26 protein-coding genes are annotated in these 24,226 nt (G+C 71.7%); 13 read left to right on the top strand and 13 right to left on the bottom strand.

The window, feature by feature from the left end; all coding sequences use genetic code 11:
* Positions 1–195 precede the first annotated feature (195 nt).
* Positions 196–1,593 carry a DUF3152 domain-containing protein gene (locus OG737_RS20130; protein ID WP_405678637.1) on the bottom strand — a complete coding sequence of 466 codons (1,398 nt, stop codon included), beginning with the start codon at positions 1,591–1,593 and terminating at the stop codon, positions 196–198.
* A gap of 5 nt (positions 1,594–1,598) precedes the next feature.
* Positions 1,599–2,567: an alpha/beta fold hydrolase gene (locus OG737_RS20125; protein ID WP_405678639.1), complete on the bottom strand. Its 969-nt coding sequence runs from the start codon at positions 2,565–2,567 to the stop codon at positions 1,599–1,601.
* Between the two features lie 130 nt (positions 2,568–2,697).
* On the opposite strand from OG737_RS20125, the gene OG737_RS20120 reads away from it, so the two are divergent.
* The 5 genes from OG737_RS20120 (at position 2,698) to OG737_RS20100 (ending at position 5,820) form a co-directional block, all read left to right on the top strand.
* Complete coding sequence (locus OG737_RS20120; RefSeq protein WP_328927511.1) at positions 2,698–2,916, top strand: hypothetical protein; 219 nt, start codon at positions 2,698–2,700, stop codon at positions 2,914–2,916.
* Between the two features lie 126 nt (positions 2,917–3,042).
* Positions 3,043–3,681, top strand: coding sequence for a TetR/AcrR family transcriptional regulator (locus tag OG737_RS20115; protein WP_266784876.1), 639 nt, complete (start codon positions 3,043–3,045; stop codon positions 3,679–3,681).
* Positions 3,682–3,798: 117 nt separating this feature from the next.
* A complete protein-coding gene (locus tag OG737_RS20110; protein ID WP_328927510.1) occupies positions 3,799–4,026 on the top strand; it encodes a DUF3107 domain-containing protein in 228 nt (75 codons plus the stop codon).
* A 132-nt stretch (positions 4,027–4,158) separates the two neighbouring features.
* Entirely contained in the window at positions 4,159–4,461 is a 303-nt protein-coding gene (locus tag OG737_RS20105) for a hypothetical protein (RefSeq protein ID WP_405678642.1), read from the top strand.
* 171 nt (positions 4,462–4,632) lie between these two features.
* Complete coding sequence (locus OG737_RS20100) at positions 4,633–5,820, top strand: IS4 family transposase (RefSeq protein ID WP_328926695.1); 1,188 nt, start codon at positions 4,633–4,635, stop codon at positions 5,818–5,820.
* Between the two features lie 231 nt (positions 5,821–6,051).
* On the opposite strand, the gene OG737_RS20095 is transcribed toward OG737_RS20100, so the two are convergent.
* Positions 6,052–6,810: a ferritin-like fold-containing protein gene (locus OG737_RS20095; protein ID WP_328927509.1), complete on the bottom strand. Its 759-nt coding sequence runs from the start codon at positions 6,808–6,810 to the stop codon at positions 6,052–6,054.
* 475 nt (positions 6,811–7,285) lie between these two features.
* On the opposite strand from OG737_RS20095, the gene OG737_RS20090 reads away from it, so the two are divergent.
* The 3 genes from OG737_RS20090 (at position 7,286) to OG737_RS20080 (ending at position 10,454) form a co-directional block, all read left to right on the top strand.
* Positions 7,286–9,226 (top strand): DEAD/DEAH box helicase, encoded by a 1,941-nt coding sequence (locus OG737_RS20090; RefSeq protein WP_405921829.1) that lies wholly within the window; start codon positions 7,286–7,288, stop codon positions 9,224–9,226.
* A gap of 93 nt (positions 9,227–9,319) precedes the next feature.
* Complete coding sequence (locus tag OG737_RS20085) at positions 9,320–10,189, top strand: alpha/beta fold hydrolase (RefSeq protein WP_405921828.1); 870 nt, start codon at positions 9,320–9,322, stop codon at positions 10,187–10,189.
* Positions 10,190–10,301: 112 nt separating this feature from the next.
* Positions 10,302–10,454: a hypothetical protein gene (locus tag OG737_RS20080; RefSeq protein WP_215149874.1), complete on the top strand. Its 153-nt coding sequence runs from the start codon at positions 10,302–10,304 to the stop codon at positions 10,452–10,454.
* A 78-nt stretch (positions 10,455–10,532) separates the two neighbouring features.
* Here the strand turns inward: OG737_RS20080 and OG737_RS20075 are convergent, their stop codons facing one another.
* From OG737_RS20075 to OG737_RS20060, 4 genes are all read right to left on the bottom strand, one after another.
* The gene (locus OG737_RS20075; protein ID WP_328927506.1) at positions 10,533–11,138 is read right to left on the bottom strand and encodes a MarC family protein; all 606 of its coding nucleotides are present in this window, start codon (positions 11,136–11,138) and stop codon (positions 10,533–10,535) included.
* A gap of 55 nt (positions 11,139–11,193) precedes the next feature.
* Complete coding sequence (locus OG737_RS20070; protein ID WP_405921827.1) at positions 11,194–12,060, bottom strand: PHP domain-containing protein; 867 nt, start codon at positions 12,058–12,060, stop codon at positions 11,194–11,196.
* Positions 12,061–12,181: 121 nt separating this feature from the next.
* Positions 12,182–12,826: a DUF6758 family protein gene (locus tag OG737_RS20065; protein WP_328927504.1), complete on the bottom strand. Its 645-nt coding sequence runs from the start codon at positions 12,824–12,826 to the stop codon at positions 12,182–12,184.
* Positions 12,827–12,884: 58 nt separating this feature from the next.
* Positions 12,885–13,469 (bottom strand): suppressor of fused domain protein, encoded by a 585-nt coding sequence (locus OG737_RS20060; RefSeq protein ID WP_328927503.1) that lies wholly within the window; start codon positions 13,467–13,469, stop codon positions 12,885–12,887.
* Between the two features lie 375 nt (positions 13,470–13,844).
* Between OG737_RS20060 and OG737_RS20055 the strand changes: the two genes are divergently transcribed.
* Entirely contained in the window at positions 13,845–14,960 is a 1,116-nt protein-coding gene (locus tag OG737_RS20055; protein WP_328927502.1) for a magnesium and cobalt transport protein CorA, read from the top strand.
* A 31-nt stretch (positions 14,961–14,991) separates the two neighbouring features.
* Entirely contained in the window at positions 14,992–15,501 is a 510-nt protein-coding gene (locus OG737_RS20050; RefSeq protein ID WP_328927501.1) for a hypothetical protein, read from the top strand.
* A gap of 6 nt (positions 15,502–15,507) precedes the next feature.
* Here OG737_RS20050 and OG737_RS20045 read toward each other — a convergent pair whose 3' ends face one another.
* Positions 15,508–16,296: a hypothetical protein gene (locus OG737_RS20045; RefSeq protein ID WP_328927500.1), complete on the bottom strand. Its 789-nt coding sequence runs from the start codon at positions 16,294–16,296 to the stop codon at positions 15,508–15,510.
* Between the two features lie 302 nt (positions 16,297–16,598).
* Between OG737_RS20045 and OG737_RS20040 the strand changes: the two genes are divergently transcribed.
* From OG737_RS20040 to OG737_RS20030, 3 genes are all read left to right on the top strand, one after another.
* On the top strand, positions 16,599–17,870 hold the full coding sequence (locus OG737_RS20040) for a magnesium transporter MgtE N-terminal domain-containing protein (protein WP_328927499.1): 1,272 nt from the start codon (positions 16,599–16,601) through the stop codon (positions 17,868–17,870).
* A 190-nt stretch (positions 17,871–18,060) separates the two neighbouring features.
* A complete protein-coding gene (locus OG737_RS20035; RefSeq protein ID WP_405681364.1) occupies positions 18,061–18,567 on the top strand; it encodes a DUF1003 domain-containing protein in 507 nt (168 codons plus the stop codon).
* Positions 18,568–18,609: 42 nt separating this feature from the next.
* On the top strand, positions 18,610–19,779 hold the full coding sequence (locus OG737_RS20030; protein WP_328927498.1) for an Mrp/NBP35 family ATP-binding protein: 1,170 nt from the start codon (positions 18,610–18,612) through the stop codon (positions 19,777–19,779).
* A gap of 67 nt (positions 19,780–19,846) precedes the next feature.
* On the opposite strand, the gene OG737_RS20025 is transcribed toward OG737_RS20030, so the two are convergent.
* The 5 genes from OG737_RS20025 to sigE form a co-directional block, all read right to left on the bottom strand.
* Positions 19,847–20,566, bottom strand: a complete 720-nt coding sequence (locus OG737_RS20025; RefSeq protein WP_328927497.1) for a hypothetical protein — start codon at positions 20,564–20,566, stop codon at positions 19,847–19,849.
* Between the two features lie 113 nt (positions 20,567–20,679).
* Positions 20,680–21,114, bottom strand: a complete 435-nt coding sequence (locus OG737_RS20020) for a sec-independent translocase (RefSeq protein ID WP_328927496.1) — start codon at positions 21,112–21,114, stop codon at positions 20,680–20,682.
* A 57-nt stretch (positions 21,115–21,171) separates the two neighbouring features.
* Complete coding sequence (locus OG737_RS20015; protein WP_328927495.1) at positions 21,172–22,515, bottom strand: trypsin-like peptidase domain-containing protein; 1,344 nt, start codon at positions 22,513–22,515, stop codon at positions 21,172–21,174.
* Positions 22,516–22,569: 54 nt separating this feature from the next.
* Positions 22,570–23,274, bottom strand: a complete 705-nt coding sequence (locus OG737_RS20010; protein WP_405921826.1) for a zf-HC2 domain-containing protein — start codon at positions 23,272–23,274, stop codon at positions 22,570–22,572.
* Entirely contained in the window at positions 23,271–24,047 is a 777-nt protein-coding gene (gene sigE, locus OG737_RS20005) for an RNA polymerase sigma factor SigE (protein WP_328927493.1), read from the bottom strand. The genes OG737_RS20010 and sigE overlap by 4 nt, the downstream gene beginning before the upstream one ends.
* Positions 24,048–24,226 lie beyond the last annotated feature (179 nt).

Here is a 24,226-nt window from a genome sequence, read left to right as displayed (position 1 = left end):
AACTCAAGCGGATATACCGAAGGCGCGGCGGACGGTTGTCCGTCGCGCCACCGGAAGGGGTGAAGAGTCGTAACTTTCCCGTACGGTTCGCGTTCGAGCACGCTAGGAAGGGGGTGCCCTACATCAAGATCCCCCGCCGCGGCGTACGGCGGTCGGCGGAAGGTCCGAAGTCCGGCGCGTTCGGCCGGAGCCCGGTCAACTCCCAGGAAAAACCCAGGGATTGGGCTTGCACTGGATCCCGTCGATGTCGAGGGACTTGGTCTGCTGCTGCATGATCGGCGCGAGCGCGCCCGGAGTCCGGCAGCTCACGTGGCCGTGTCCGAGCCGGTGGCCGACCTCGTGGTTGATGAGCATCTGGCGGTAGGCGAACATCTGGTCCGGGCCGTACGTGGCCGAGCCCTGGGCCCAGCGGAACGCGTTGATCATCACCCGGTCGGTGGACGCCGAGTCGCAGGAGACGTTGTCGACGGTGGTGTCCAGCCCGGATTTGGCGCACCACGTCCCGGTGGTCCCGGGACTGGCCAGGGTGATCACGAAGTCGGCCTCACCGCCCGGCACCCGCTCGAAGGTCTTCGCGCCGCCGTGGCCCCAGCTCCGGTCGTCGTTGAGGGTGCGGTGGACGGCCTCGGCGAACAGCTGCGGGTCCAGGCCCAGGCCCTGCTCCACGTCGACCCGGTAGCGCACGACTTTGCCCTTGCCGGGGGCCTTGGCCACACCGGGCACGGTGTCGAAGGTGCCGGGACCGGCGAGCTTCTCGTCGATCGACAGCTGCTGGGCCATCTTCTGCTCGAACGTCAGCTCCACCGCGGGCGCGGGCGCGGCCGCGGGGGCGTCCGGCGTCGGGCGGCCGTCGGAACGGGAGGTCGGGGCGTCGGCCCGGCTCTCGCCGCCGGCGGTGAGCTTGCCGTGCTGGGCGGTCTCGCCGTGCTGCAGCACCTGGCCCGCGACGACGACGGCCACGACGGCGGTGACGGCCACGGCGGCCGCGCCGGTGTAGGCGCGGACCTTGCGGCTGCGGCCGGGGCCGGGGCCGGAACCGGGCTGCTCCGCCGGGGCGTCGGCCGGCTTGCGCGGTCCGGGCACGCGGCGGTGCGAGCCGGTGGAGGTGAAGGGGTCCGGGGCGGGTTCGGGCGCCGACGCGGGCATCGGTGTCGGCACGGGCATCGGCGCGGGCTCCGTCAGGTCGACCTGCGGGAAGCCCGCGGCGGGGGTGCCGTACGCCGGGGTGCCGGTGTCGAGCAGGGCGGTCGCGCTCCGGGCCCGCGGGACACCGCGCCAGTCCCCGTACACGGAGCCGGACGAGGCGCCCCAGGCGCCGCCGGGCTCGTGCTGCTCGGGGTGGCCGCCGGGAACGGGCCGCTCCTGGGGCACGTACCCCTGGTGGGTGACGGTGGGCTGGGGCCACCGCCGGGCGTGCGGTTCCTCGTACGGGACGGTGCCCGTGCCCTCGTACGGCGAGGGGTTCTCGTACGGGAAGTGGTCCTCGTACGGGAACGGCTGCTCGTACGCCACCGGTTCCTCGTACACCGGCGCCGGTCTGGCCAGGGCAGGGGCGGGAGCAGGGGCGGGGTCCTTACGACTATGTCGTCCCACGGTTCTCAGCCTCTGCCGTCTTCGGTGTCCAGGAGCAGCTCGCGGAAGGCGGCGGCCACCACCTCCGGGTATTCCATCATCGCCACGTGCCCGGCCTCGGGCAGACACAGCAGCCGCGAACCCCGGAAGGCGGCGGCGGCCTTGTGCGCCATACGGTACGAGACCAGCTGGTCCCTGCCGCCGTAGACGAGCAGCGTCGGCGCGAGCACCCGCTGCGCCTGCCGCCACAGCCCGTGCTGCCCGCCGAGGGTGTAGGCGTCGACGATTCCGCGCGAGGAACGGCTCAGGGACTCCCAGAAGTACGGCAGGGCCATCCGCCGCTCCATCTCCTCCACGGCGTCACGGAAGCCCTCCGGTGTCACCCGTGCGGGGTCCCCGTAGCAGAGCTCCGTCACTCCTCGGGTGCGCTGTTCGGCGGTCAGCCCCTGCGCCAGCCGCCCCAGCATCGCGCCCATCCCGGGTACGGCGAGCAGTGCGGTCGGCACGGCGGCCCGCTGCACCCGCAGCTCGGGCAGGGCGGGCGAGACCAGGGTCAGCGTGCGCACGAGGTCGGGCCGCACGGCCGCGACCCGGGTGGAGACGGCGCCGCCGAGGGAGTTCCCGATCAGGTGGACCGGTCCGCGCCCGGCGGCGTCGAGGTGCCGGATGACCACGCGGGCGAACGCGGTGACGGAGTAGTCCCGGTCGGCGGGCGGCGGGGACCAGCCGAAGCCGGGCAGGTCGAGGGCCTCGCCGTCGACGGTGTCCGCCAGCCGCGTCATGAGATCCGACCAGTTCTGCGAGGAACCGCCGAGTCCGTGGACGAACAGCGCGGGCGGCAGATCCGTGCGCACGGGCGGGCGCACCCGGACGGCCAGTTCCAGCCCGGGCAGCGCGACGGTGCGCAGCTGCTCTCCGTCGGCCACTCGGACGGCTCCCGCCAGGGAGGCCGGCTCGGCGGTGGACCGTACGCCGGGCAGCTCGGTCGAAGACATGCGGGCAATGTTACGAGACGATCACACTCCACTTCTTGTGTTCGCCGTCACAGACGCATGCGGATCCGCATAGCGGGGTATCCGCGATCCTCCTAGGCTCATAGGTGAAGAAGGAAGCGAGGGGAGTGGTATGACTGTCGACCCTGCGGAGCCGGATACCTTCCGGGAGCCGTTTCCCGAATCCATCGACGCCGAGGCCCCGGAGGCGGACCTCGCGGAGCAGCTGACCGAGGTGGGGCCGTCGGAGGACGACGACCGGGTCACCGGTGTGGAGCGCGGCGAGGCCACCGACGGCGACGCGGTCGAGCAGGCGCGGGTGGTGCCACTGGACGACGACGACTACCGCTGACCAGCGCATCCGACCGGTCCGTACCGCGAGAAAAGTCGGCTTGAACCCACCAGATTCGGTTACCGAAAAGTACGATGGCGGCGCGGCGCATGGGGCACTGTGTTCTTAGAGAAAGTGGGAGGCGGCGTGACAGCCATCGAGCAGACCGAGGCAGCGCGTCCGCGGGGCACGCGACTGCCGCGCCGAGCCCGGCGCAATCAGCTCCTGGGCGCGGCGCAGGAGGTTTTCGTCGCGCAGGGTTACCACGCTGCGGCCATGGACGACATCGCCGAGCGGGCCGGAGTGAGCAAGCCGGTGCTGTACCAGCACTTCCCCGGCAAGCTCGACCTCTACCTGGCGCTGCTGGACCAGCACTGCGAGGCCCTGCTGCTCGCCGTGCGCACCGCGCTCGCGTCGACGACCGACAACAAGCTGCGCGTGGCCGCCACGATGGACGCGTACTTCGCGTACGTGGAGGACGAGGGCGGCGCCTTCCGGCTCGTCTTCGAGTCCGACCTGACGAACGAGCCGGCGGTGCGCGAGCGCGTCGACCGGGTCTCGCTCCAGTGCGCGGAAGCCATCTCCGACGTCATCGCCGAGGACACGGGCCTGTCGAAGGACGAGTCGATGCTGCTGGCCGTGGGCCTGGGCGGGGTCTCGCAGGTGGTGGCCCGGTACTGGCTGTCGAGCGAGAGCCCGGTCGCCCGGGACACGGCGGTCGGCCTGCTGACCTCGCTCGCGTGGCGCGGTATCGCCGGATTCCCGCTGCACGGCACCGAGGGCTGAGCAGCTGTTCGCTGCGAGCATGTCCGCTCCGCGCGGTCCGCGTCCCCTCTCCGGGCTAATGTGGACCGCGTATGGCGCGGCTGATCGCGCGAACCGGATCGTCGGAGGGACAAAGCCGTGGAGGTCAAGATCGGCGTGCAGCACGCACCCCGGGAGATCGTGCTGGAGAGCGACCTGAGCGCCGAGGAGCTGGAGTCCATCGTCGCCGCCGCGCTGTCCGGCAAGGCGCCGCTGCTCAGCCTCACCGACACCAAGGGCCGCAAGGTCCTGGTGCCGTCCGACCGCCTGTCGTACGTCGACCTGGGCGAGCCCAGCGCGCGCAAGGTCGGTTTCGGCGCGCTCTGACGCGGCGGCACGTGACGTGCCGAGAACTGTGTGAAACGGCCTGGTGGTTGAATCCACCAGGCCGTTTCCCTTTCCTCCGCTTCGGGTAGGACCGCAGTGATTCGGTATGCCCCGACGTATGGGAGGGACCCCATGCTGCTGATGGAGACGTTCGGCTCGGCCCTGCTGGGGCTGGCCCTGTCTGCTACGGCCGCCCGGGTGCTCGCCAGCCGGCTGCCCGACCGGAGGGTGGTGCTGGTCAGCGGAGTGCTCGGGGCGCTCTTCGGGGCCTATCTGACGCACTTCGCGCTCGGCCCCGGACACAACACGCTGACCGCGACCTTCGTCGGGGCCGTGCTGGTGTCGGCCGTGGTCCTGTCCCTGCTCCTCCGGCCGGCCGCCGGGCCCCGCAGGCCCTCGCACAGGACTCCGTTTTCGCTCCCGTCGCGGGGCTGACCCGTGATCCCGGCCCCGGATCCGGGCTCCTGATCGTTCACGTACGTCGGCCCCGGCGCGGAGGATTCCGCGCCGGGGCCGACGTACGTGTGCAGGGAAGGACGGGCGCTTAGGCGCAATGCCGTTGACATTGATCTGGATCGGTGAGACGACGTCATCGGGGGTGGTGGCATGGCGTCGTCTCTGCCGGATCTGGCCGGGGTGGGTGTGCTGACCCGGATGTATCCGCCGTGGCTGGTGGACGAGGTCGTGGCCCAGTGCGACCGGACGGAGAAGCGTCGGCGGCTGTTGCCGGCCCGGCTGGTGGTGTACTTCCTGCTGGCGATGGCATTGTTCTCGCCCGCGCCGTATCTGGAGGTCATGCGGCACCTTGCTGAGGGCCTGCGGTGGGCGGGGCTGTGGGGGTCGTGGCATCCACCGAGCAAGGCTGCCATCTTCCGGGCGCGTGGACGGCTCGGGGTCGAACCGATGGCCGCGCTGTTCGACAGATGCGCCCGACCGCTGGGCACGCCCGCGATGCCCGGGGTGTTCTGGAGGGGCTGGCGGCTGATGGCCATCGACGGCACCCGTTTCGATGTCGCCGACAGTGCGGCGAACGCCGCTGAGTTCGGCCGCCCTGGGACCGGCCGCGGGGAAGGCACCGGCGGATATCCGCAGGTCCAGGTCGTCGCTCTGGTCGAATGCGGCACCCACGCCGTCGTCGATGCGGTGCTCGGCGGCTGGCATGACGGCGAGGTCCGCCTCGCCGAGGACCTGGAACGCTCACTGACCGAGGACATGCTCGTCCTGGGCGACCGCAACCTGCCCTCGACCCGGTTATGGCGAGCCCTGACCAGCAGCGGCGCTGACCTGTGCTTCCGCGCCAAGACCAACCGCCGCCTGCCCGTCCTGCAAACACTGCCCGACGGGTCCTGGCTCACCGTGATCCAGGCCGGAGACGACAAGAAGGCCGGCCGCGAGCCGGTGGCGGTCCGCGTGATCCGCTACCGCCTGGACGACCCGGGACGACCCGGCGAGGACCAGTACGTGCTGCTGACCTCGGTCCTGGACCCGGTCCGGGCCCCGGCCGCCGACCTGGCCGCGCTCTACCCGCAACGCTGGGAGTGCGAGAGCGTCCTGGACGAGATCAAGACCCATCAGCGCGGCGCCAAGACCGTTGTCCTGGCCAGCAAGACCCCCACCGGCGTCCGCCAGGAGATCTATGCCCACCTGCTGGTGCACCACGCCCTGCGCGCACTGATGGCCGAAGCGGCGGCCGGTAGTCCCGAGCCGGTCGACTGCGACCGGCTCTCCTTCACCACCGCCCTGCGGGCGGCCCGCCGCACCGTGACCATCCTGCCCGGCTCTTTTTCCCCCTGACCACCTGCACAGGGCCTGGCGGCATTTCCGCGCCGAGGTCACCGAGCGGCTCCTGCCCCCGAGGCGACTGCGCAGCCAGCCCCGGGTCGTCAAACGCAAGATGTCGAACTACAAGGCCAAGGCCAGTCGCCACCGCGACTGGCCCCAGCCAACCCGGCCCTCACACGACGCCATCGTGATCCAACCGCCATAAAGCAACGGCATTGCGCTTAGGCGTCGCCTAGGCGACGCCTAAGCGGCGAGGCCGAGGGCCGCCATCCGCTTGGTGTGCGCCTTGGTGATCCGGGTGAACATCTCGCCGACGGCGGCGAGGTCGAAGCCCGCGGCCATGCCGTCGACGCCGCCGACCAGCATGGTGGACAGCGCGTCGCGCTCGGCGACCACGCGCTGGGCCTGCGAGAGGGCCTCGCCCATCAGCCGGCGTGCCCACAGCGCGAGGCGGCCGCCGCAGCGCGGGTCCGCCTCGATGGCCGCGCGCACCTTCTCCACGGCGAAGTTGCCGTGGCCGGTGTCGTCGAGCACGCCGAGCACGAGGGCGCGGGTGTCGGTGTCCAGGTGGCTGGCCACCTCGCGGTAGAAGTCGCTGGCGATCGAGTCGCCCACGTACGCCTTGACCAGGCCTTCCAGCCAGTCCGACGGCGCGGTCTGGCGGTGGAAGTCGTCCACGCCCTTGGCGAAGGGCTGCATGGCGGCGGTGGGCTCGGCGTCGATCGCCGCGAGCCGGTCGCGCAGCTGCTCGAAGTGGTGGAACTCGGCGGAGGCCATGGCGGCGAGCTCGGCCTTGTCGTCGAGGGTGGGCGCGAGCTTCGCGTCCTCCGCGAGGCGCTCGAAGGCCGCGAGCTCGCCGTACGCGAGCGCGCCGAGCAGGTCCACGACGGCGGCCCGGTACTGCGGCGAGGCAGAGGCGGTCGCCCAGTCCTGGGCGGCGATGCCCGAGGCTTCGGCGGGGGCGCCGTCGTCGGCGGGCGAGGCGTTTTCAACGGTCGACATGCTCCGCACAATAGCCGTCCGGCAGACGCTCCACGCCACCACACATCCACACGGTCCGTCCACGTAAACGGGCCGGGCCGGTGAATTCGCCCGACACAGCTGCGCGATTCCGGGGTACAGTGGTAATGCGCCTGCCGGAAACTCGGCGGGCCATCCGAATGAGGATGCCCGGTCGGTGGCCCGATCGGCTCCAACCGACCCGCCCTCTGCGTGGTGCGTGCGTTCATGTGCCGCCACCCTTGAGGGGCCCCCTCAGCGGCACAAGCGCTTGAGCGAAGGCTTAGTGGTCCCGCGCAGCTTCGTATGTACGTCGTAGTACTGCAAGCCCGGCACGGTACGACCCCCCTCGCCGCCTCGCGCCGCGTCTCACAGAAGAGGCAGCACCCTGACTACGTTCCGAGACCTCGGGATCTTTCCCGAGACGGCCGAAGCCCTTGAGGCCGTCGGCATTGTGTCCCCCTTCCCGATCCAGGAGATGACCCTCCCCGTCGCCCTTTCCGGCACGGACGTCATCGGCCAGGCCAAGACCGGAACCGGCAAGACGCTCGGTTTCGGCCTTCCGCTGCTGGAGCGGGTCACCGTCCCCGCGGACGTCGAGGCGGGCCGGGCCAAGCCCGAGCAGCTGACCGACGCCCCGCAGGCCCTCGTGGTGGTTCCCACCCGCGAGCTGTGCACCCAGGTCACCAACGACCTCCTGACCGCCGGCAAGGTCCGCAACGTCCGCGTGCTCGCCATATACGGCGGCCGCGCGTACGAGCCCCAGGTCGAGGCGCTCAAGAAGGGCGTCGACATCATCGTCGGCACCCCGGGCCGCCTGCTCGACCTGGCCGGCCAGAAGAAGCTCGACCTGTCGCACGTCCGGGCCCTGGTCCTGGACGAGGCCGACGAGATGCTCGACCTGGGCTTCCTGCCCGACGTCGAGAAGATCATCAACTACCTGCCGCCGAAGCGTCAGACCATGCTGTTCTCGGCGACCATGCCGGGCGCGGTCATCGGCCTGGCCCGCCGGTACATGACGCAGCCGACGCACATCCGCGCCACCTCGCCCGAGGGCGAGGGCGTGACCGTCGCCAACATCAAGCAGCACGTCTTCCGTGCGCACAACATGGACAAGCCGGAGCTGGTCTCCCGCATCCTGCAGGCCGAGGGCCGTGGCCTGGCCATGATCTTCTGCCGCACCAAGCGCACGGCGGCGGACATCGCCGAGCAGCTGGAGAAGCGCGGTTTCGCGTCCGGCGCCGTCCACGGCGACCTGGGCCAGGGCGCGCGTGAGCAGGCGCTGCGCGCGTTCCGCAACGGCAAGGTCGACGTGCTGGTGTGCACCGACGTCGCCGCGCGCGGCATCGATGTGGAGGGTGTCACCCACGTCATCAACTACCAGACGCCGGAGGACGAGAAGACCTTCCTGCACCGCGTGGGCCGCACCGGCCGCGCGGGCAACAAGGGCATCGCCGTCACCCTGGTCGACTGGGACGACATCCCGCGCTGGCAGCTGATCAACAAGGCGCTGGAGCTGGACTTCCACGACCCGGTCGAGACGTACTCCACGTCCCCGCACCTGTTCGAGGAGATGAACATCCCGGCCGGCACCAAGGGCGTCCTGCCGCGCGCCGAGCGCACGCGGGCCGGCCTGAAGGCCGAGGACCTTGAGGACCTGGGCGAGACCGGTGGCCGCGGTGGCCGCGGTGGCCGCTCCGGCCCGGCCGCGGCCGCCGTGGTGGCCGAGGAGCGTCCGGCCCGTACCCGTACGCCGCGTCAGCGCCGCCGTACGCGGGGCGGGTCCGAGCTCGGCGCCGAGTCCGCCGCCGTCACGCCCGTGGCCGAGGCTCCGGCCGCCGACGAGCCGCGCAGGCCGCGCCGTCGCCGGACCCGCGTGGCCGCCGGTGCCGCGGTCGTCCCGGCGCCCGCCGCCGCGGTGGACGAGGCCGCCGTGGTGACTCCGGTCGCCGTGGTCGAGGCCCCGGTGGCCGTCGCGGTCGCCGAGGCCGCTGTGGAGGCTCCGGTCAAGCCGAAGCGCACCCGCACCCGCAAGGCCGTCGCCGCTGTCGCCGAGGCGGCCGTGGTCGAGGCCCCGGCCCCGGCCGCGGTGGCCGAGGAGGCTCCGGCGACGCCGAAGCGCACCCGGACCCGCAAGGTCGCGGAGGCCGCCCCGGTGACCCCGGTCGCCCCGGTCGAGGAAGCCCCGGAGAAGCCCCGCCGCGCTGTGCGCCCGCGCAAGGTCGTCGCAGCCGACCCGGAGCCTGACTTCCAGATGGCTCCGCCCGTGGAGCCGGTCAAGGCCCGCCGCACCACCCGCACCCGCAAGGTCGCGGAAGTCGCCCCGGAGGCTCCGGCCGCCGCCGCGGTGGCCGAGGACGCTCCGGCCAAGCCGAAGCGCACCCGCACCCGCAAGGCCGCGGCCGCGCCCGAGGCGTAAGCACGGCCCGATGGCCCGGCCCCCTGTCCGAGGGGGCCGGGCCATCGGCGTACCCCCGCCGGAGCGCTTCGTACGGGCCGGTAACCTCGGGCCATGAGCAAGCCGCCGCGCCTCACCCTGCCGTCCGCCGCCCGCGCCCGCCGCCTCCCGACCGCCCGTGGCGACTTCGCCGTGCACGAGGCGGGCGGGGGCGCCCGTGGCACCGCTCTGCTGGTCCCCGGTTTCACGGGGAGCAAGGAGGACTTCATCGCCCTCCTGGAGCCGCTGGCCGCCGCCGGGTACCGGGTGGTCGCGGTGGACGGGCGCGGCCAGTACGAGACCCCGGGGCCGCGCGAGGAGTCGGCGTACACCCTGGAGGAGCTGGCGCTGGACGTCCTCGCGCAGGCCCACGCCCTGGGCGAGGGCCCCCTGCACCTGGTCGGCCACTCGCTCGGCGGGCTGATCTCGCGCGCGGCCGTGCTGCGCGATCCGGCGCCCTTCGCCTCGCTGACCTTGATGAGCAGCGGGCCCGCCGCGATCTCGGAAGAGCAGCAGGCGCGCACGAAGCTGCTGGTGGCCGCGCTGGAGTCACTGCGCGAGATGCCGCCCGCCGAAAGCATGCCGGCGGTGTGGGCGGCCATGCGCGCGCAGGACCCGGAGGATGCCGTCCCCGACTCCCCCGAACTGGCGGCCTTCCTGCGCGGGCGGTGGCTGGCCACCGTGCCCGAGCAGTTGATCACGACGGGCCGGGTGCTGCTCTCGGAGCCGGACCGGGTCGCCGAACTGGCGGCCGTCCCGCTCCCCAAGCTGGTGCTGTCCGGAGCGGTGGACTACGCGTGGCCGGTGCCGCTGATGGATGACATGGCGGACCGCTTGGGCGCGTCGCGTGTGGTCGTCGAGGGGGCCGAGCACTCCCCCAATGCGGAGAGTCCGCAGGTCACAGCCGATGCGCTGGCCGCTTTCTGGGACTCCCGCGCCCGGTAGCCCCACGACAGTCGTTAGCGTGTGAAAAAATTTCCTTAGCGTAGGGAATGTTTGCCTCTTACACTTCGTTGAACCCTCTGCAAGGAGAGACACCGACGAAGGGAGAAGCCCCGTGCGCTTCGAGATTCTGCGCCTGGACGACGTCGACGGATCCGCCGTGGACAGCACCGTCGTGGACGCGGCCTCCGTCAACCGGATCGTGCAGCAGGCGGCCGCAGTCGGCCAGCGCATCCTGATCCGACCGGCCGAGACGGCGTCCTGCTGACGCCGCACGCACCGCACACACGTCGACGCCCCCGCACCGATACCGGTGCGGGGGCGTTCGCGCGTCCTGCGCCTGCGGTCAGCTGCCCTGGACGACCTGGAGCACGCCGTTGATGATCTGCTGGACGGCGATCGCGGACAGCATCATGCCGGCGAGCCGCGTCACGAGGACCACGCCGCCGTCCTTGATGACCCGGATGATCACGAGCGAGTAGCGCATCGTGATCCACAGGACGACGTGCATGGCGATGATCGCGGACCAGACGGAGACCTGCCCGCTGATCCCGTCCGCCTTCTGCACGGCCAGGATCACGGACACGATCGCGCCGGGCCCGGCCAGCAGCGGCATGCCCAGCGGGACGAGGGCGACGTTCACGTCCTTGGTCTGCTTCGGCTCGTCGTTCTTGCCGGTGAGCAGGTCGAGGGCGATGAGCAGCAGCAGCAGACCACCGGCGATCATCAGGGCCGGGACGGAGACGTGCAGGTAGTCCAGGATCTGCTGGCCGCAGACCCCGAAGACGGCGATGACGCCGAAGGCCACGCAGACCGCCTGCCAGGCCATCCGGCGCTGCACCTTGACGGGGCGGCCGGAGGTCAGGCCGAGGAAGATCGGCGTGATCCCCGGCGGGTCCATAATCACAAAAAGGGTGAGAAAAAGGGATCCGAAGATGGCGAAGTCGAACACAGTGATGCCTTGCAGATAAGGGGTGTGAAGAAAAGCGGGAAGGGCGGAGCGGCGCTTACGCGCGGACGCCTCCGCCGGCGCCGGGCACGGGGAAGGCCCCGGTCGCGCGGCGCGTGATCTCGCCGTAGATCTCGGGATCGGTGGTGTAGTCCCCGAGGCGACAGGTCTTGCGGCTGCCGTGGTAGTCGCTGGATCCGGTGGTCAGCAGTCCGAGGTCCGCCGCCAGGCCGCGCAGACGCGCCCGGGTGGCGGTGTCGTGGTCCATGTGGTCCACCTCGATGCCGTCCAGGCCCGCCGCCGCCAGCTCGGCTATCGCGGACTCGGGCACGCACTCGCCGCGCTTGACGGCCGCGGGGTGGGCGAAGACGGTGACGCCTCCGGCCGCCCTGACCAGGCGGATGGCGTCGAAGGGGTCGAGTTCGTGCTTCTCGGCGTACGCGCGGCCGCCGTCGGCGAGCCAGTCGGGCGTGAACGCGTCGGAGACGGTGGGTACGACACCCAGCTCGACGAGCGCGGTCGCTATGTGCGGCCGCCCCACGGAACCCTCGCCGGCGATCCGGGCCACCTGTTCCCAGGTGACGTCCACGCCGAGCGCCCGCAGCTTGCCGACCATGGTCTGGGCGCGGGGCGTGCGGTCGTCCCGTACGAGCTCCCGCTCACGGGCGAGCTCGGGCTCCTCGGGGTCGAAGAGGTACGCGAGCATGTGCAGCCCGACCCCGTCCAGCCGGCAGGACAGCTCGGCCCCGGTCACCAGCGTCAGCCCGGCGGGAAGCGCGGCAAGGGCCTCGGCGTATCCGCCCACGGTGTCGTGGTCGGTCAGCGCGACCACGTCCAGCCCCGCGGCGGCGGCATTGCGGACCAGCTCGGCGGGGGTGTCCGTACCGTCGGAGGCCGTGGAGTGGGCGTGCAGGTCGATGCGCACAGCCGGGCTCCATGGGTCTGCGTACGGATGGGGGGCACTCCAGGATAACCGGGCCGAAGGTCCCCCCTGATCAGCGGTGTCTAAGCGGCCTCGGGGAAGTGGGGCACGTCCCCGAGGCCGCTTAGGTCGGGCCCAGGATGCGCGGGCTCAGGGCCCCGCACGGAAGGAGCTCGACCTCCGCTCCCGCGTCGCGGAGGTCGGTGAGGACGAGCTCGTCGTACATCAGGAGGCCGGACTGCTCCGGCCAGACGATCGCCCAGAGCCACAGGCCCCGCGCCTCGCCCGCGAAGACGGCCCGGTCGTCGGGGCTTCCCTTGACGTGCCACAGCGGTGTCGGCCGGCCGGCCGCGACCACCTTGGCGTGCGGCGGCGCCGATACGTCGATGTAGGTGCCGGGGTCCGGCCCGTCGATGCCCGCGAACCGCGCGCCGAGCCCCACGCCCAGCTCCTCGGCGACCAACAGCAGCTCACCGATGCCGCCCAGCGGACCGGGACCCGAACAGGCCACCGCCGTCGCCCGTCCCCCGCTGCGGTCGTCCCCGGCGGACGCCACCCCGGTGAACAGCCACCCCACCGGGAGGGGCCACGGCATCCACACCGGTACCTGCGTCCGGTGGACGACCACGCTCAAGCCCTCGACGCTGGGCGGGATCACGGGTTGCAGGGGATGGACAGTGCCGTGCACGGAGCACTGCCAGGTGTCGGAGAAGAGACCGGGCGCCCTGACCCGGCCACCGCACTTCGGGCAACTTGGTTCGCCCCTCATAAGAAGCCACGCTCCTCCCCGCCCGGCGCGCCGTCAAGACGCGATCACCCGTCCGGGCTCAGTCCAGTGCGACTGCGGTACGCAGAGGATCCCGCAGATCCGTGCCGCGCGCGAGCCAGCGTTCCTGGAGGGCGGCCGCGCCGTGCACCCTCTTCCAGGCGGCCTCGTTCGCCGTCATGGGCAGGAGCGGCAGGAACCGCACCGGGTCCATGGGCTCGTCCAGCTCCAGGTCCTCCACCAGACCCCCCGGCTCCGCGACCAGGACGGAGCTGAAGGCGGCCCCGTCCCAGAGCGGTTCGCCCACGTCCAGCGAGGCCCCGGGGGCCACGATCAGCCCCTCCACCTGCGGGGAGGCGGCCAGTACCGCGAGCGGCCTGAGCAGTTTGTCGGTGGGCGCGAGTCCGCCCCGTACGGTCAGGACCAGCTCGGCGCGCGGCCCGCGTACGGGGTCCGCGACCACGGCGGTCGGGTCGGTCATCGGGTGCGCGGACATCCCGAGGGTCGCGTACCGCACCAGGTCGCCCTCGGTGAAGCGGAGTACCTCGATGCGGTCGGTGCCCAGGAAGGTGACGGCGGCGCGTGCGTCGGGTACGCCGAACGCGGTGCGGAGCCGAGCCTCAACGAGGGCCAGAATTTCTGCCATGAAGTGAGCATAGAACTCGTATCAGCCGGGTAAAGGGCGGGTCTTGACCATCCGTCGGCTGATAGTGTTGACAGCTGGTTCGGGCCGCACGCAGACGCGTTGTTTCAAGGCCTGGACGACAGGACGTCTCTCACGGGGGACCGGCCGGAGGAGGTGGGGCTGCGGTGGATCGAAGTCGATCGTGCAGTACCAATCGCTCTTCCACTTCTGTGACGGGCGCCTCCCGCGCCCATTGATCTTCTGATCAGTAGAAGAGCGACGGCAGAACTTTGTCCTCCCGTCCTGTTTCCTTCCGTCCGCCGGGCCTGCCCGCCCGCGCCCACGGAAGGCCTCCCACCCGTACGGTCCGCAGCCGTGCGCGCGAAGGAGCCTGCCATGTCGATGCTGCCCTACATCCGTGCCGCCGTCCGCCCGGCACTGCGCAAGTCCAGCCCGGCCCAGCCCGGATACGACACCACCCGCGATCCGTCCGCGAGCAGCGCCGTGGTCGACTGCGCCGTGTACCGCGAGGGCCGGCGCGTGCTGGGGCCGGCCTGCCTGACGCCCCGTGAGGCGATCCGCCGGGTCCGCGAGGACGGCGGCTTCGCCTGGATCGGCCTGCACGAGCCGACGGAGGCGGAGTTCGCGGGGATCGCGGCGACGTTCGGCCTGCACCCGCTGGCCGTGGAGGACGCGGTGCACGCGCACCAGCGGCCGAAGCTGGAGCGCTACGACGACACGCTCTTCACCGTCTTCAAGACGATCCACTACGTCGAGCACGCCGAACTGACCTCCACCAGCGAGGTCGTGGAGACCGGCGAGGTGATGTGCTTCACAGGCCCCGACTTCGTCATCACCGTCCGGCACGGGGGCCAGGGCTCGCTCAAGGGGCTGCGCCACCGCCTCCAGGACGACCCGGACCTCCTCTCCAAGGGTCCCTCGGCCGTGCTGCACTCCATCGCCGACCACGTCGTCGACGGTTACATCGCGGTCGCGGCGGCCGTGCAGGACGACATCGACGAGGTGGAGAGCGAGGTCTTCGCCGCGCCCGCGAAGGGCGGTACGCGCGGCGGTGACGCGGGCCGCATCTACCAGCTCAAGCGCGAAGTACTGGAGTTCAAGCGGGCGGTCTCGCCGCTGCTGCGTCCGATGGAGCTGCTGAGCGAGCGCCCGATGCGGCTGGTGGACCCCGACATCCAGAAGTACTTCCGCGACGTCGCCGACCACCTGGCGCGGGTGCACGAGCAGGTCGTGGGCTTCGACGAGCTGCTGAACTCGATCCTCCAGGCGAACCTCGCGCAGGCGACGGTCGCCCAGAACGAGGACATGCGCAAGATCACCTCCTGGGCGGCGATCATCGCCGTCCCCACGATGATCTGCGGGGTGTACGGGATGAACTTCGAGCACATGCCGGAACTCCAGTGGAAGTACGGCTACCCGATGGTGATGGCCTCGATCGTCGGCATCTGCTTCACCATCCACCGCGCGCTGCGCCGCCACGGCTGGCTGTAGCACCGCGGGAAGCACCCCCTACCCTGTCCGCATGACTCTCAGCACGCTCGACCTGGCCCTCGTCGAGGAGGCCACCAAGAAGTCCGGCCTGATCTGGGTCCGCGGCGCCGGGGACGACCGCGCCCTGTGGCACGCCTGGGTCGACGGCGCGGCCCACGTACTGGGCGACGGGCCCGGCGAGCAGCCGTTCCCGGGGCTGGCCGACGGCGCGGCCGCCGAGGTGACCGTGCGGAGCAAGGACAAGGGCGGCCGGCTGGTGGCCTGGACGGCGACGGTACGGGAGCTCCCGCCGCGCGGCGAGGAGTGGAAGGCGGCCGTCGCCGAGCTCAAGGGCAAGCGGCTGAACGCGCCCGACTCGGAAGAGATGACGGAGCGGTGGGCGCGGGAGTGCCGGCTGCTGCGCCTGGAGCCGGAAGCGGTGTCCACGCTGCCGGGCGGCTCCCTGGCCGCGGCCCCGCTGGCCTCGCCGGCCATCACGCGCAGGCCCATCCCGGCGGGCCTGCCGAAGCTGCTGCTGAAGCGGAAGAAGGCGGCTCGCTAGACGCGGCTACGGATTGGTGGGGTTGGAGCCCTGGCCGGAGCCCTTGGTGCTCTCCGGGGCCTTCGTCTCGCCGTCCTTGGTCGTCGGCAGCTGGGACCCGTAGTCGACGGTCTGGTCCTGCGCGGGCGCGGCGAGCGGGAAGGGCTTGCCCCACTCGGCGAGCTCCACCCGGCCGGCGCCTCCGGCGCGCTCCATCATCAGCGGGTACGGGGTCCCCTCCAGGGACACCGAGAGCTTGCCCCCCTTGCCCGCGTCCGCCGTCACCTGGACCGCGCGGGTGTGCCCGACCTTGGTGTAGGACCCCTTGGCGAGCTTGCCCTGAAGCCCCATCAGCCCGTCCAGCAGCACGTGCATGTCGGTGAAGCCGCGGAACTGCTTGTAGGAGGGGTCGCCCTCGGGCACCTTCACGTACTTGTCGCCGAGCTTGCCCGCCGAGTCGGACTTGCCCCAGAACGCCGCGCTCGCCTTCAGGTACAGCTGCTCCCCCACCCGCAGCACCTGGAAGGTGTCGTCCTGGGACTTCACCTCGCCCGAGCCGCCGTCCGACTTCAGCCGCATGTCGAGGGTGAACGATTTGCCGCCGCTCACCAGCGTGCCGGACAGGTGCACCGAGTCCGCTCCGCCCGCGGCCTCCTTCGCCTTCGCCTCGATCTTGTCGGCGGGCAGCTTGCCGATCCCGTTCGTCCCCTTGTCGGGATCGTCCCCGCAGCCCGTACCTGTGACGGCGAGGCCCGCGCACAACACACCGATGAAGGCGGCCCGGCGCAGCCGCGCGGCAGGGAAGTAGGCGGTCACGTGCGGGTGCCTCTCGTCGGTTCTCTTCGAGCAGCAGGCAGCGTACCTTTCCCCGTGATGGCGGCCGCTGTCGGCCGGATCACTCCCCACCGGACCGGCCGGTCGTCTCCCCGAACGGTCCGGGGAGACCGGGAGCAGCACGAGCCGGCCGCTCCGGTCCCGGCGGTTCCCGCCCGTAGGCTTACGCCCACCGGCCCCCGTGGGGATCCCCGGGCGGACCGCCCCACCAGGACGCTTGCCGCGGGCACGGGCTAGCCTGAGGGGCGGCAGGACTGTTGATTGACGCTCTAGGAGGCGCTCGGATGGCTGCAGGCGCCCCGCGGATTTTCGTCTCGCATCTGTCGGGTGTCCCCGTCTTCGACCCCAACGGCGACCAGGTCGGCCGGGTCCGTGACCTCGTGGCGATGCTGCGCGTCGGCGGACGCCCGCCGCGGCTGCTGGGCCTGGTGGTCGAGGTGGTCAGCAGGCGCCGGATCTTCCTGCCGATGACCCGGGTCACGGGCGTGGAGTCCGGGCAGGTCATCACCACCGGTGTCGTCAACATGCGGCGCTTCGAGCAGCGCCCCACCGAGCGGATGGTCCTCGGTGAGCTGCTGGACCGCCGGGTGACGCTGACCGCGACCGGCGAGGAGGTCACCGTCCTGGACGTGGCCATCCAGCAGCTGCCGGCCCGCCGGGACTGGGAGATCGACAAGATCTTCGTACGGAAGGGCAAGGGGGGCGCGCTGCGCCGCCGCGGCGAGACCCTGACCGTGGAGTGGTCCGCCGTCACCGGCTTCTCGCTGGAGGAGCACGGGCAGGGCGCCGAGAACCTGGTCGCGACCTTCGAGCAGATGCGCCCGGCCGACGTGGCGAACGTACTGCACCACCTGTCGCCGAAGCGGCGCGCCGAGGTGGCCAACGCCCTCGACGACGACCGGCTCGCGGACGTCATGGAGGAGCTGCCGGAGGACGAGCAGGTGGAGATCCTCGGCAAGCTGAAGGAGGAGCGCGCCGCCGACGTCCTGGAGGCGATGGACCCGGACGACGCGGCCGACCTGCTGTCCGAGCTGCCGGAGGACGACAAGGAGCGGCTGCTCACGCTGATGCGGCCGGACGACGCGGCCGACGTGCGGCGCCTGATGTCCTACGAGGAGCGGACGGCCGGCGGTCTGATGACCACCGAGCCGATCGTGCTGCGGCCGGACGCGACGGTCGCGGACGCGCTGGCCCGCGTACGGCAGTCGGACCTGTCGCCGGCGCTGGCGGCGCAGGTGTACGTGTGCCGGCCGCCGGACGAGACGCCGACGGGCAAGTACCTGGGCACGGTGCACTTCCAGCGGCTGCTGCGCGATCCTCCGTTCACGCTGGTCAGCTCGATCGTGGACACGGGCCTGGCACCGCTGCGGCCGGACGCCTCGCTGCCCGTGGTGACCAGCTACCTGGCCGCGTACAACATGGTGGCCGTGCCGGTGGTCGACGAGAGCGGTTCGCTGCTGGGCGCGGTGACGGTGGACGACGTACTGGACCACTTGCTGCCCGAGGACTGGCGCGAGACGGACTTCCACTCGGAGGAGGCCGTGGGTGGCCACTGAGCGGGGGCGCGGCGACCAGTCGCGTGAGCGGCGGCGCGAGCAGATCAGGGAGCGGCGCGAGCAGGCGCGGCGGCAGGCGCGCGAGCACGGGCAGGCGGAGGCCGCCGCGGAGCGGGTGGAACGTTCCTCCTTCGAGCGCGGCGAGCGGGCGAAGGCCGGTCAGTTCGCGCCGTCGACCGGTTCGAGCGCGCTGACGCGTTCGCGGGCCCGGCTGGACCTGCCGCGCCCGGCGCGCCGGCGGCTGCTGCCGGAGTACGACCCGGAGGCGTTCGGGCGGCTGTCGGAGCGGGTGGCGCGGTTCCTCGGCACGGGCCGGTTCATCGTCTGGATGACGGTCGTCATCATCATCTGGGTGCTGTGGAACATCTTCGCGCCGGAGGGCCTGCGCTGGGACGAGTACCCGTTCATCTTCCTGACGCTGATGCTGTCGCTGCAGGCCTCGTACGCCGCTCCGCTGATCCTGCTCGCGCAGAACCGGCAGGACGACCGGGACCGGGTCAACCTGGAGCAGGACCGCAAGCAGAACGAGCGCTCCATCGCCGACACCGAGTACCTGACGCGGGAGATCGCGGCCCTGCGGATGGGTCTGGGCGAGGTCGCCACGCGTGACTGGATCAGGTCCGAGTTCCAGGACCTGATCAAGGAGATGGACGAGCGGCGGCTATTCCCGCAGGAACGTGACGAAGGCGACCGCTGACGGGCTTTCCTGAGCCGTGCTACCGAGCCGTACCATCGGGGCATGGCTACCGACACAAGCTCCGCCGACGCCGCCGCAGTGCCTGAGCAGGACGCGATCCTCGATGCGCTGGCGACGGTGAACGACCCCGAGATCCACCGGCCGATCACCGAGCTCGGCATGGTGAAATCGGTGGAGATCGGTGACGGCGGCGCGGTCGCCGTCACCGTCTACCTGACGGTGTCGGGCTGTCCCATGCGCGAGACCATCACCAAGAACGTCACCGAGGCCGTCGAGCGGGTCGCGGGCGTCACCTCGGTCGCGGTCTCCCTCGACGTGATGAGCGACGAGCAGCGCAAGGAGCTGGCGAACAGCCTGCGCGGCGGGACCGCCGAGCGCGAGGTGCCGTTCGCCAAGCCGGGCTCGCTGACCCGTGTGTACGCGGTCGCGTCCGGCAAGGGTGGCGTCGGCAAGTCCTCGGTCACGGTCAACCTGGCCGCGGCGATGGCGGCGGACGGCCTGAAGGTCGGCGTGGTCGACGCGGACATCTACGGGCACAGCGTGCCGCGCATGCTCGGTGTGGACGGCCGCCCCACCCAGGTCGAGAACATGATCATGCCGCCGTCGGCGCACGGCGTGAAGGTCATCTCCATCGGCATGTTCACCCCGGGCAACGCGCCGGTGGTGTGGCGCGGGCCGATGCTGCACCGCGCCCTCCAGCAGTTCCTGGCGGACGTGTTCTGGGGCGACCTGGACGTGCTGCTGCTGGACCTGCCGCCGGGCACCGGTGACATCGCGATCTCGGTGGCCCAGCTGGTGCCGAATGCCGAGATCCTGGTCGTCACCACGCCGCAGCAGGCGGCCGCCGAGGTCGCGGAGCGGGCCGGCTCGATCGCCGTGCAGACCCACCAGAAGATCGTCGGCGTCGTCGAGAACATGTCGGGCCTGCCGTGCCCGCACTGTGACGAGATGGTGGACGTCTTCGGCTCGGGCGGTGGCCAGAAGGTCGCCGACGGGCTGACGAAGACGGTCGGCGCGACGGTGCCGGTGCTGGGCTCCATCCCGATCGACGTCCGGCTGCGCGAGGGCGGCGACGAGGGCAAGCCCGTCGTGCTGTCCGACCCCGACTCCCCGGCGGGCGCTGCCCTGCGGTCGATCGCTGGCAAGCTGGGCGGCCGCGCGCGCGGCCTGTCGGGCATGTCGCTCGGCATCACCCCGCGCAACAAGTTCTGATTCCCGCCGCGCACGCGAAGGGGCGCCGCTCGACGAGCGGCGCCCCTTCGCGTTGCCCGCGCGACCCCTACTCGTACGCCGCCAGGTCGCCGATGACCGAGAAGCCGAGGCCGTACGCGCTCATGCCCCGGCCGTAGGCGCCGAGGTGCACCCCGCTGCTGGTGGACCCGGCGAGCACCCAGCCGAACTCCGACTCGCGGTAGTGGAACGGCGTCGGCTCCCCGTCCACCGGCAGCGACAGCGTCGACCAATCCGGCCCCGCGAGATCGTCCGCGAGTTCCCACGCGGCCTCGGTCTGCTGGTCGAGCCAGTCGCTGCGCAGGGAGTGGTCCATCTGCCCGGGCCAGCTGTAGGCCAGCAGCCCCGACCCGGCCAGCCAGGCCGCCGAGGAGACCGAGGTGGCCTCCAGGGTGCCGGTGCCGTCGCCGCTGCGCCGGACCGGGTTGCTCGCGACGGTGACGACCACCGCGAAGCGCTCCTTCTCACCGGTGGCGATCTCGCCGCGGGCGGACGGCTCGTCGCCGTGGCCGGTGGATCCGTGCTCGACGGTGCCGTCGGCGCCGGTGCCGACCTGCATGAGCCAGCGGGGGCCGGTGAAGGCCCCGTCCAGCCCGTACCAGGGGAAGTCGGCCGCCAGGAACCCCCCGGCCGTCCGGCGGGCCGCCGGGACGGGAGCGGCGGCCTCCTGCGGCTGCGTGGTGGTCTGCGGTTCTTGCGCGGGTGCGGCGGCGTGGGCGGGCGTATCGGCGGTCTGCGCCCCTACCCGACTACTGCTCGTCGTCTCCATCTGAGCGGCCTCTCGTTCCGTGGGGTCCGGAACGGCCAGCCCCCCGCGGGCATCCTGGATCCGGACTCATGGAGGATAGCCATCCCACCCCCGATCGCCGGGCAGGTCGCGCGTCAGGTGGCGTCGGCGTCGAAGCGGGCGCGCTGGTCGGAGGCGGGCGCGGCGGGCTTCTTCAGCAGGTCGGGACCGGTGCCGTCGCCGGGCGTGGCGGCCGACGGGAGGTCCGTCTCCTTGCTGTTGACGGCGTCGGTGACGTCGTTCAGCTCCTTGCGGAGATCGAAGCTGCTGCGGAGCTCCTTGAGGTCCTCGTTCTCGGTCAGCTGCTTGCGGATGAAGGTCTTCGGGTTCAGGTCCTCGAACTCGAAGTCCTTGAATTCCGGGCCGAGTTCGGAGCGGATGTCCTGCTTGGCACTGTCCGAGAACGCACGGATCTTCCGGATGACGCCCGTCACGTCCTGAATGACCTTGGGCAGTTTGTCCGGGCCGAAGACGAGAATGGCGAGCACCACGATCGTGACGAGTTCGAGTGCTCCTATGTCGTTGAACACCTTGCCGCTCCTCGGCTCTCTTCACTGCGGGCCCGGACACACGGTACCCCAGTGCTCCTAAGAGCCGTCTGCCGATCCGAGGACCACTTCGAGTGTCCGCTCGCGGCCCTCGCGGAGCACGGTGAGGGTCAGCGGGTCCCCCGGGCGGTGGGCCCTGATCTTGATGATCAGTTCGTCACCGCCGCGCACGCGCTGGCCGTCGACCTTGGTGATCACGTCGCCGGCCTTGACTCCGGCGCGGGCGGCCGGGCCGCCGGCGGTCACGGCCGGCTTGCCGTCCTCGCCCTTGTCCCCGACCCGGGCGCCGTCACCCGTGTACTGCATGTCCAGGGTGACCCCGATGACGGGGTGCGTGGCGCGGCCGGTGCGGATGAGCTCCTCGGCGACGCGCTTGCCCTGGTTGATCGGAATGGCGAAACCGAGCCCGATGGAGCCGCCCTGCCGCGCGGGATCGTCCTTGTCGGCGCCCCGGATCGCGCTGTTGATGCCGACCACGTGGGCCTTTGCGTCGAGGAGGGGGCCGCCGGAGTTCCCGGGGTTGATGGGGGCGTCGGTCTGGAGGGCGTCCACGTAGCTGATGTCGCTGCCGTCGCCCTTGTCGCCGCCCGCGGTGACCGGCCGACCGGTGGCGCTGATGATGCCGGCGGTGACGGTGTTGGACAGGTCGAACGGGGCCCCGATGGCCACCACCGGGTCGCCGACCTTCACGTTCTCGGAGTTGCCGAGGCTCAGCGGCTGGAGCCCCCGCACCCCGCTGACCTTGACCACGGCCAGGTCGTACCCGGAGTCGCGGCCCACCAGCTCGGCGGTGACGCTCTCGCCGGTGCTGAAGGTGACCGTTATCTCCTTGGCGTCGGCGACCACGTGGTTGTTGGTCAGGATGTGGCCCTGCTGGTCGAGTACGAAGCCGGTGCCGGTGCCGCTGCTCGACGCGCCCCGCACGTGCAGGGTGACCACGCCGGGGAGGGCCGTGGCCGCGATGCCCGCGACGCTCTCCGGCGCGCGGCCCTTGTCGGCGACGGCCGCCTGGGGCAGTTCCAGGCGGGTGCTGCTCTGCCGCTCGGCGAGCACGCCGAGGTACCCGCCGATCCCGCCGGCCAGCAGGGCGGTACCCGCGGCGAGGGCCGCGACCTGCCACAGCCGGAAGCCGGGGCCACGCCTGCCCCGGTCCACGGCCTGCAACGGCTGGTCGCCCCAGGGGTCGTAGCGCACCGCACGGACCGCCGCCTGCGCGTCGGCCCGGGCCTCGTCCTGGGGCGCGGGCCGGTCTTCGTCCTGGGCTTCGCCGTCGGTCACGCCTTCGGGCCGCGGGGAGGGGACCCCTTCGCGGCGCGCGTCCGCCGTGCCGTCGGGCCGGCTCCACCACTGTGGAGCCGGATCGGTCTGCTGCCTGTCGGCCATGGGCGCTCCCCGCGTACCTATCCGCATGTGCCGCAGATTCAATCAGGTCCCCGGTCAGCGCAGCAGTGAGACCGGGCGGGCCGAACTCTGCACGGAGGGGTGGAGCGGCGGGAGCGGGGGCGTGACGGTCGACAGGAGGAGCGGTACCCCGGCCGGCGTGGGCGGCCGGTCGCGGACGGACGCGTCGGCCACGGACACGGCGGGGCCGGGCCTGGACGCGGGTGCGGGCCCGGCCGGGTGCGTCGTACCCCGCACGTTCGGGTCCGCGCCTTCCAGGGGCATCGCGCCGCCCAGCGCGATCGCGGCCAGCGACACGGCCCCGGCGGCGACGAAGGCGAACCGGCGGCGCGGACGGCCCACCTCGTGGATCCGGAAGCCGTCCTGACGCGGCCCGGCGGCCGTCGGCAGCGCGTACGCGAACGAGGCGAGCGGGTCGTTGCCGGAGCGACCCGGGAAACCGGAGCTGCCGTGCGGATCCGCGGAGCCGGACGGTCCCGACAGCCCCGACGGCCCGTCGAGGCCGCCACCCGGCAGCCCCTGCAGCCGGGCCAGCAGGCCGGCGGACAGCGGCGGCGGCGCGCTCTCCACGAACATGGTCTTCAGGCGACGCTGGGCATCGGCTTCGGCCTTGCACTTGGCGCAGGTGGCCAGGTGGGCCAGGACGCGCTCACGCACGTCGTGCGTCAGCTCGCCGTCCACCAGGGCGGCAAGCCGGTCACCCAGGTGCTGTTCGGCGGGGGACGGACTGACTCCGCTCACTCGGCTCCGCCCTCTCTCCCGGCGCCCGGCGCACCGACGGCCGCTCCGGCCAGCGCGCGCTGCTCGGCGCGGGCCGCGGGAGAGCGGTGCTTGAGCGCCTTGCGCAGGTGCGAACGGCCCCGGTGGATACGGCTGCGCACGGTACCGAGCTTCACGCCGAGCGTGGCGGCGATCTCCTCGTAGGACAGGCCCTCGATGTCGCACAGCACCACGGCCGCGCGGAACTCGGGCGCGAGGGTGTCCAGCGCCTGCTGGACGTCCGCGTCGAAGTGCGTGTCGTGCAGGACCTGCTGCGGGGACGGCTCCCGGCTGGGCAGCCGCTCGGCGGCGTCGTCGGCGAGCGCGTCGAAGCGGATCCGCTGCTTGCGGCGGACCATGTCCAGGAACAGGTTCGTGGTGATGCGGTGCAGCCAGCCCTCGAACGTGCCGGGCGTGTACGTGGACAGCGAGCGGAAGACGCGGACGAAGACCTCTTGGGTCAGGTCCTCGGCATCGTGCTGGTTACCCGTCAGCCGGTAGGCGAGGCGGTAGACCCGCGCACTGTGCGTGCTGACGATCTCCTCCCATGAGGGAGGGGTCCACGCCTGGGAGCCCGCATCGGCGGCAAAGGTCGCGGTGGTTGCGGCGGCGGTGTGGAAGCTGTCAGCAATGTCGGTCACGGATTTCGGCTCACCCGCCGACCAGAAGAGGCGTCTGAACACGCCCCCACGATCCACAGGCGCAGCCGCACCTCCCCTGTCGGCTCTGGTGGTGTCCAGTGGAGTCCCTACCATAGCCACCCCCTCTGTCAGCTCCGGATAAGCATTTTTGCAGTATCTTTACGCGAGTCTTAAGCCGCGGAGCGGTCCTGGACTGCCGATCTGCCCGGCACCGTCCCTTCTTATCCCGCCCACACCCTTCACAACGCCCGGTCCCATCTGCGGGTTCCCGACGTCAACGGATACAGTCACCG

Source organism: Streptomyces sp. NBC_00122, from assembly GCF_045160845.1.
Lineage (GTDB): Bacteria > Actinomycetota > Actinomycetes > Streptomycetales > Streptomycetaceae > Streptomyces.
Note: the sequence above shows the minus strand (reverse complement) of the source record. Positions and strands in the feature narration are given on the sequence as shown.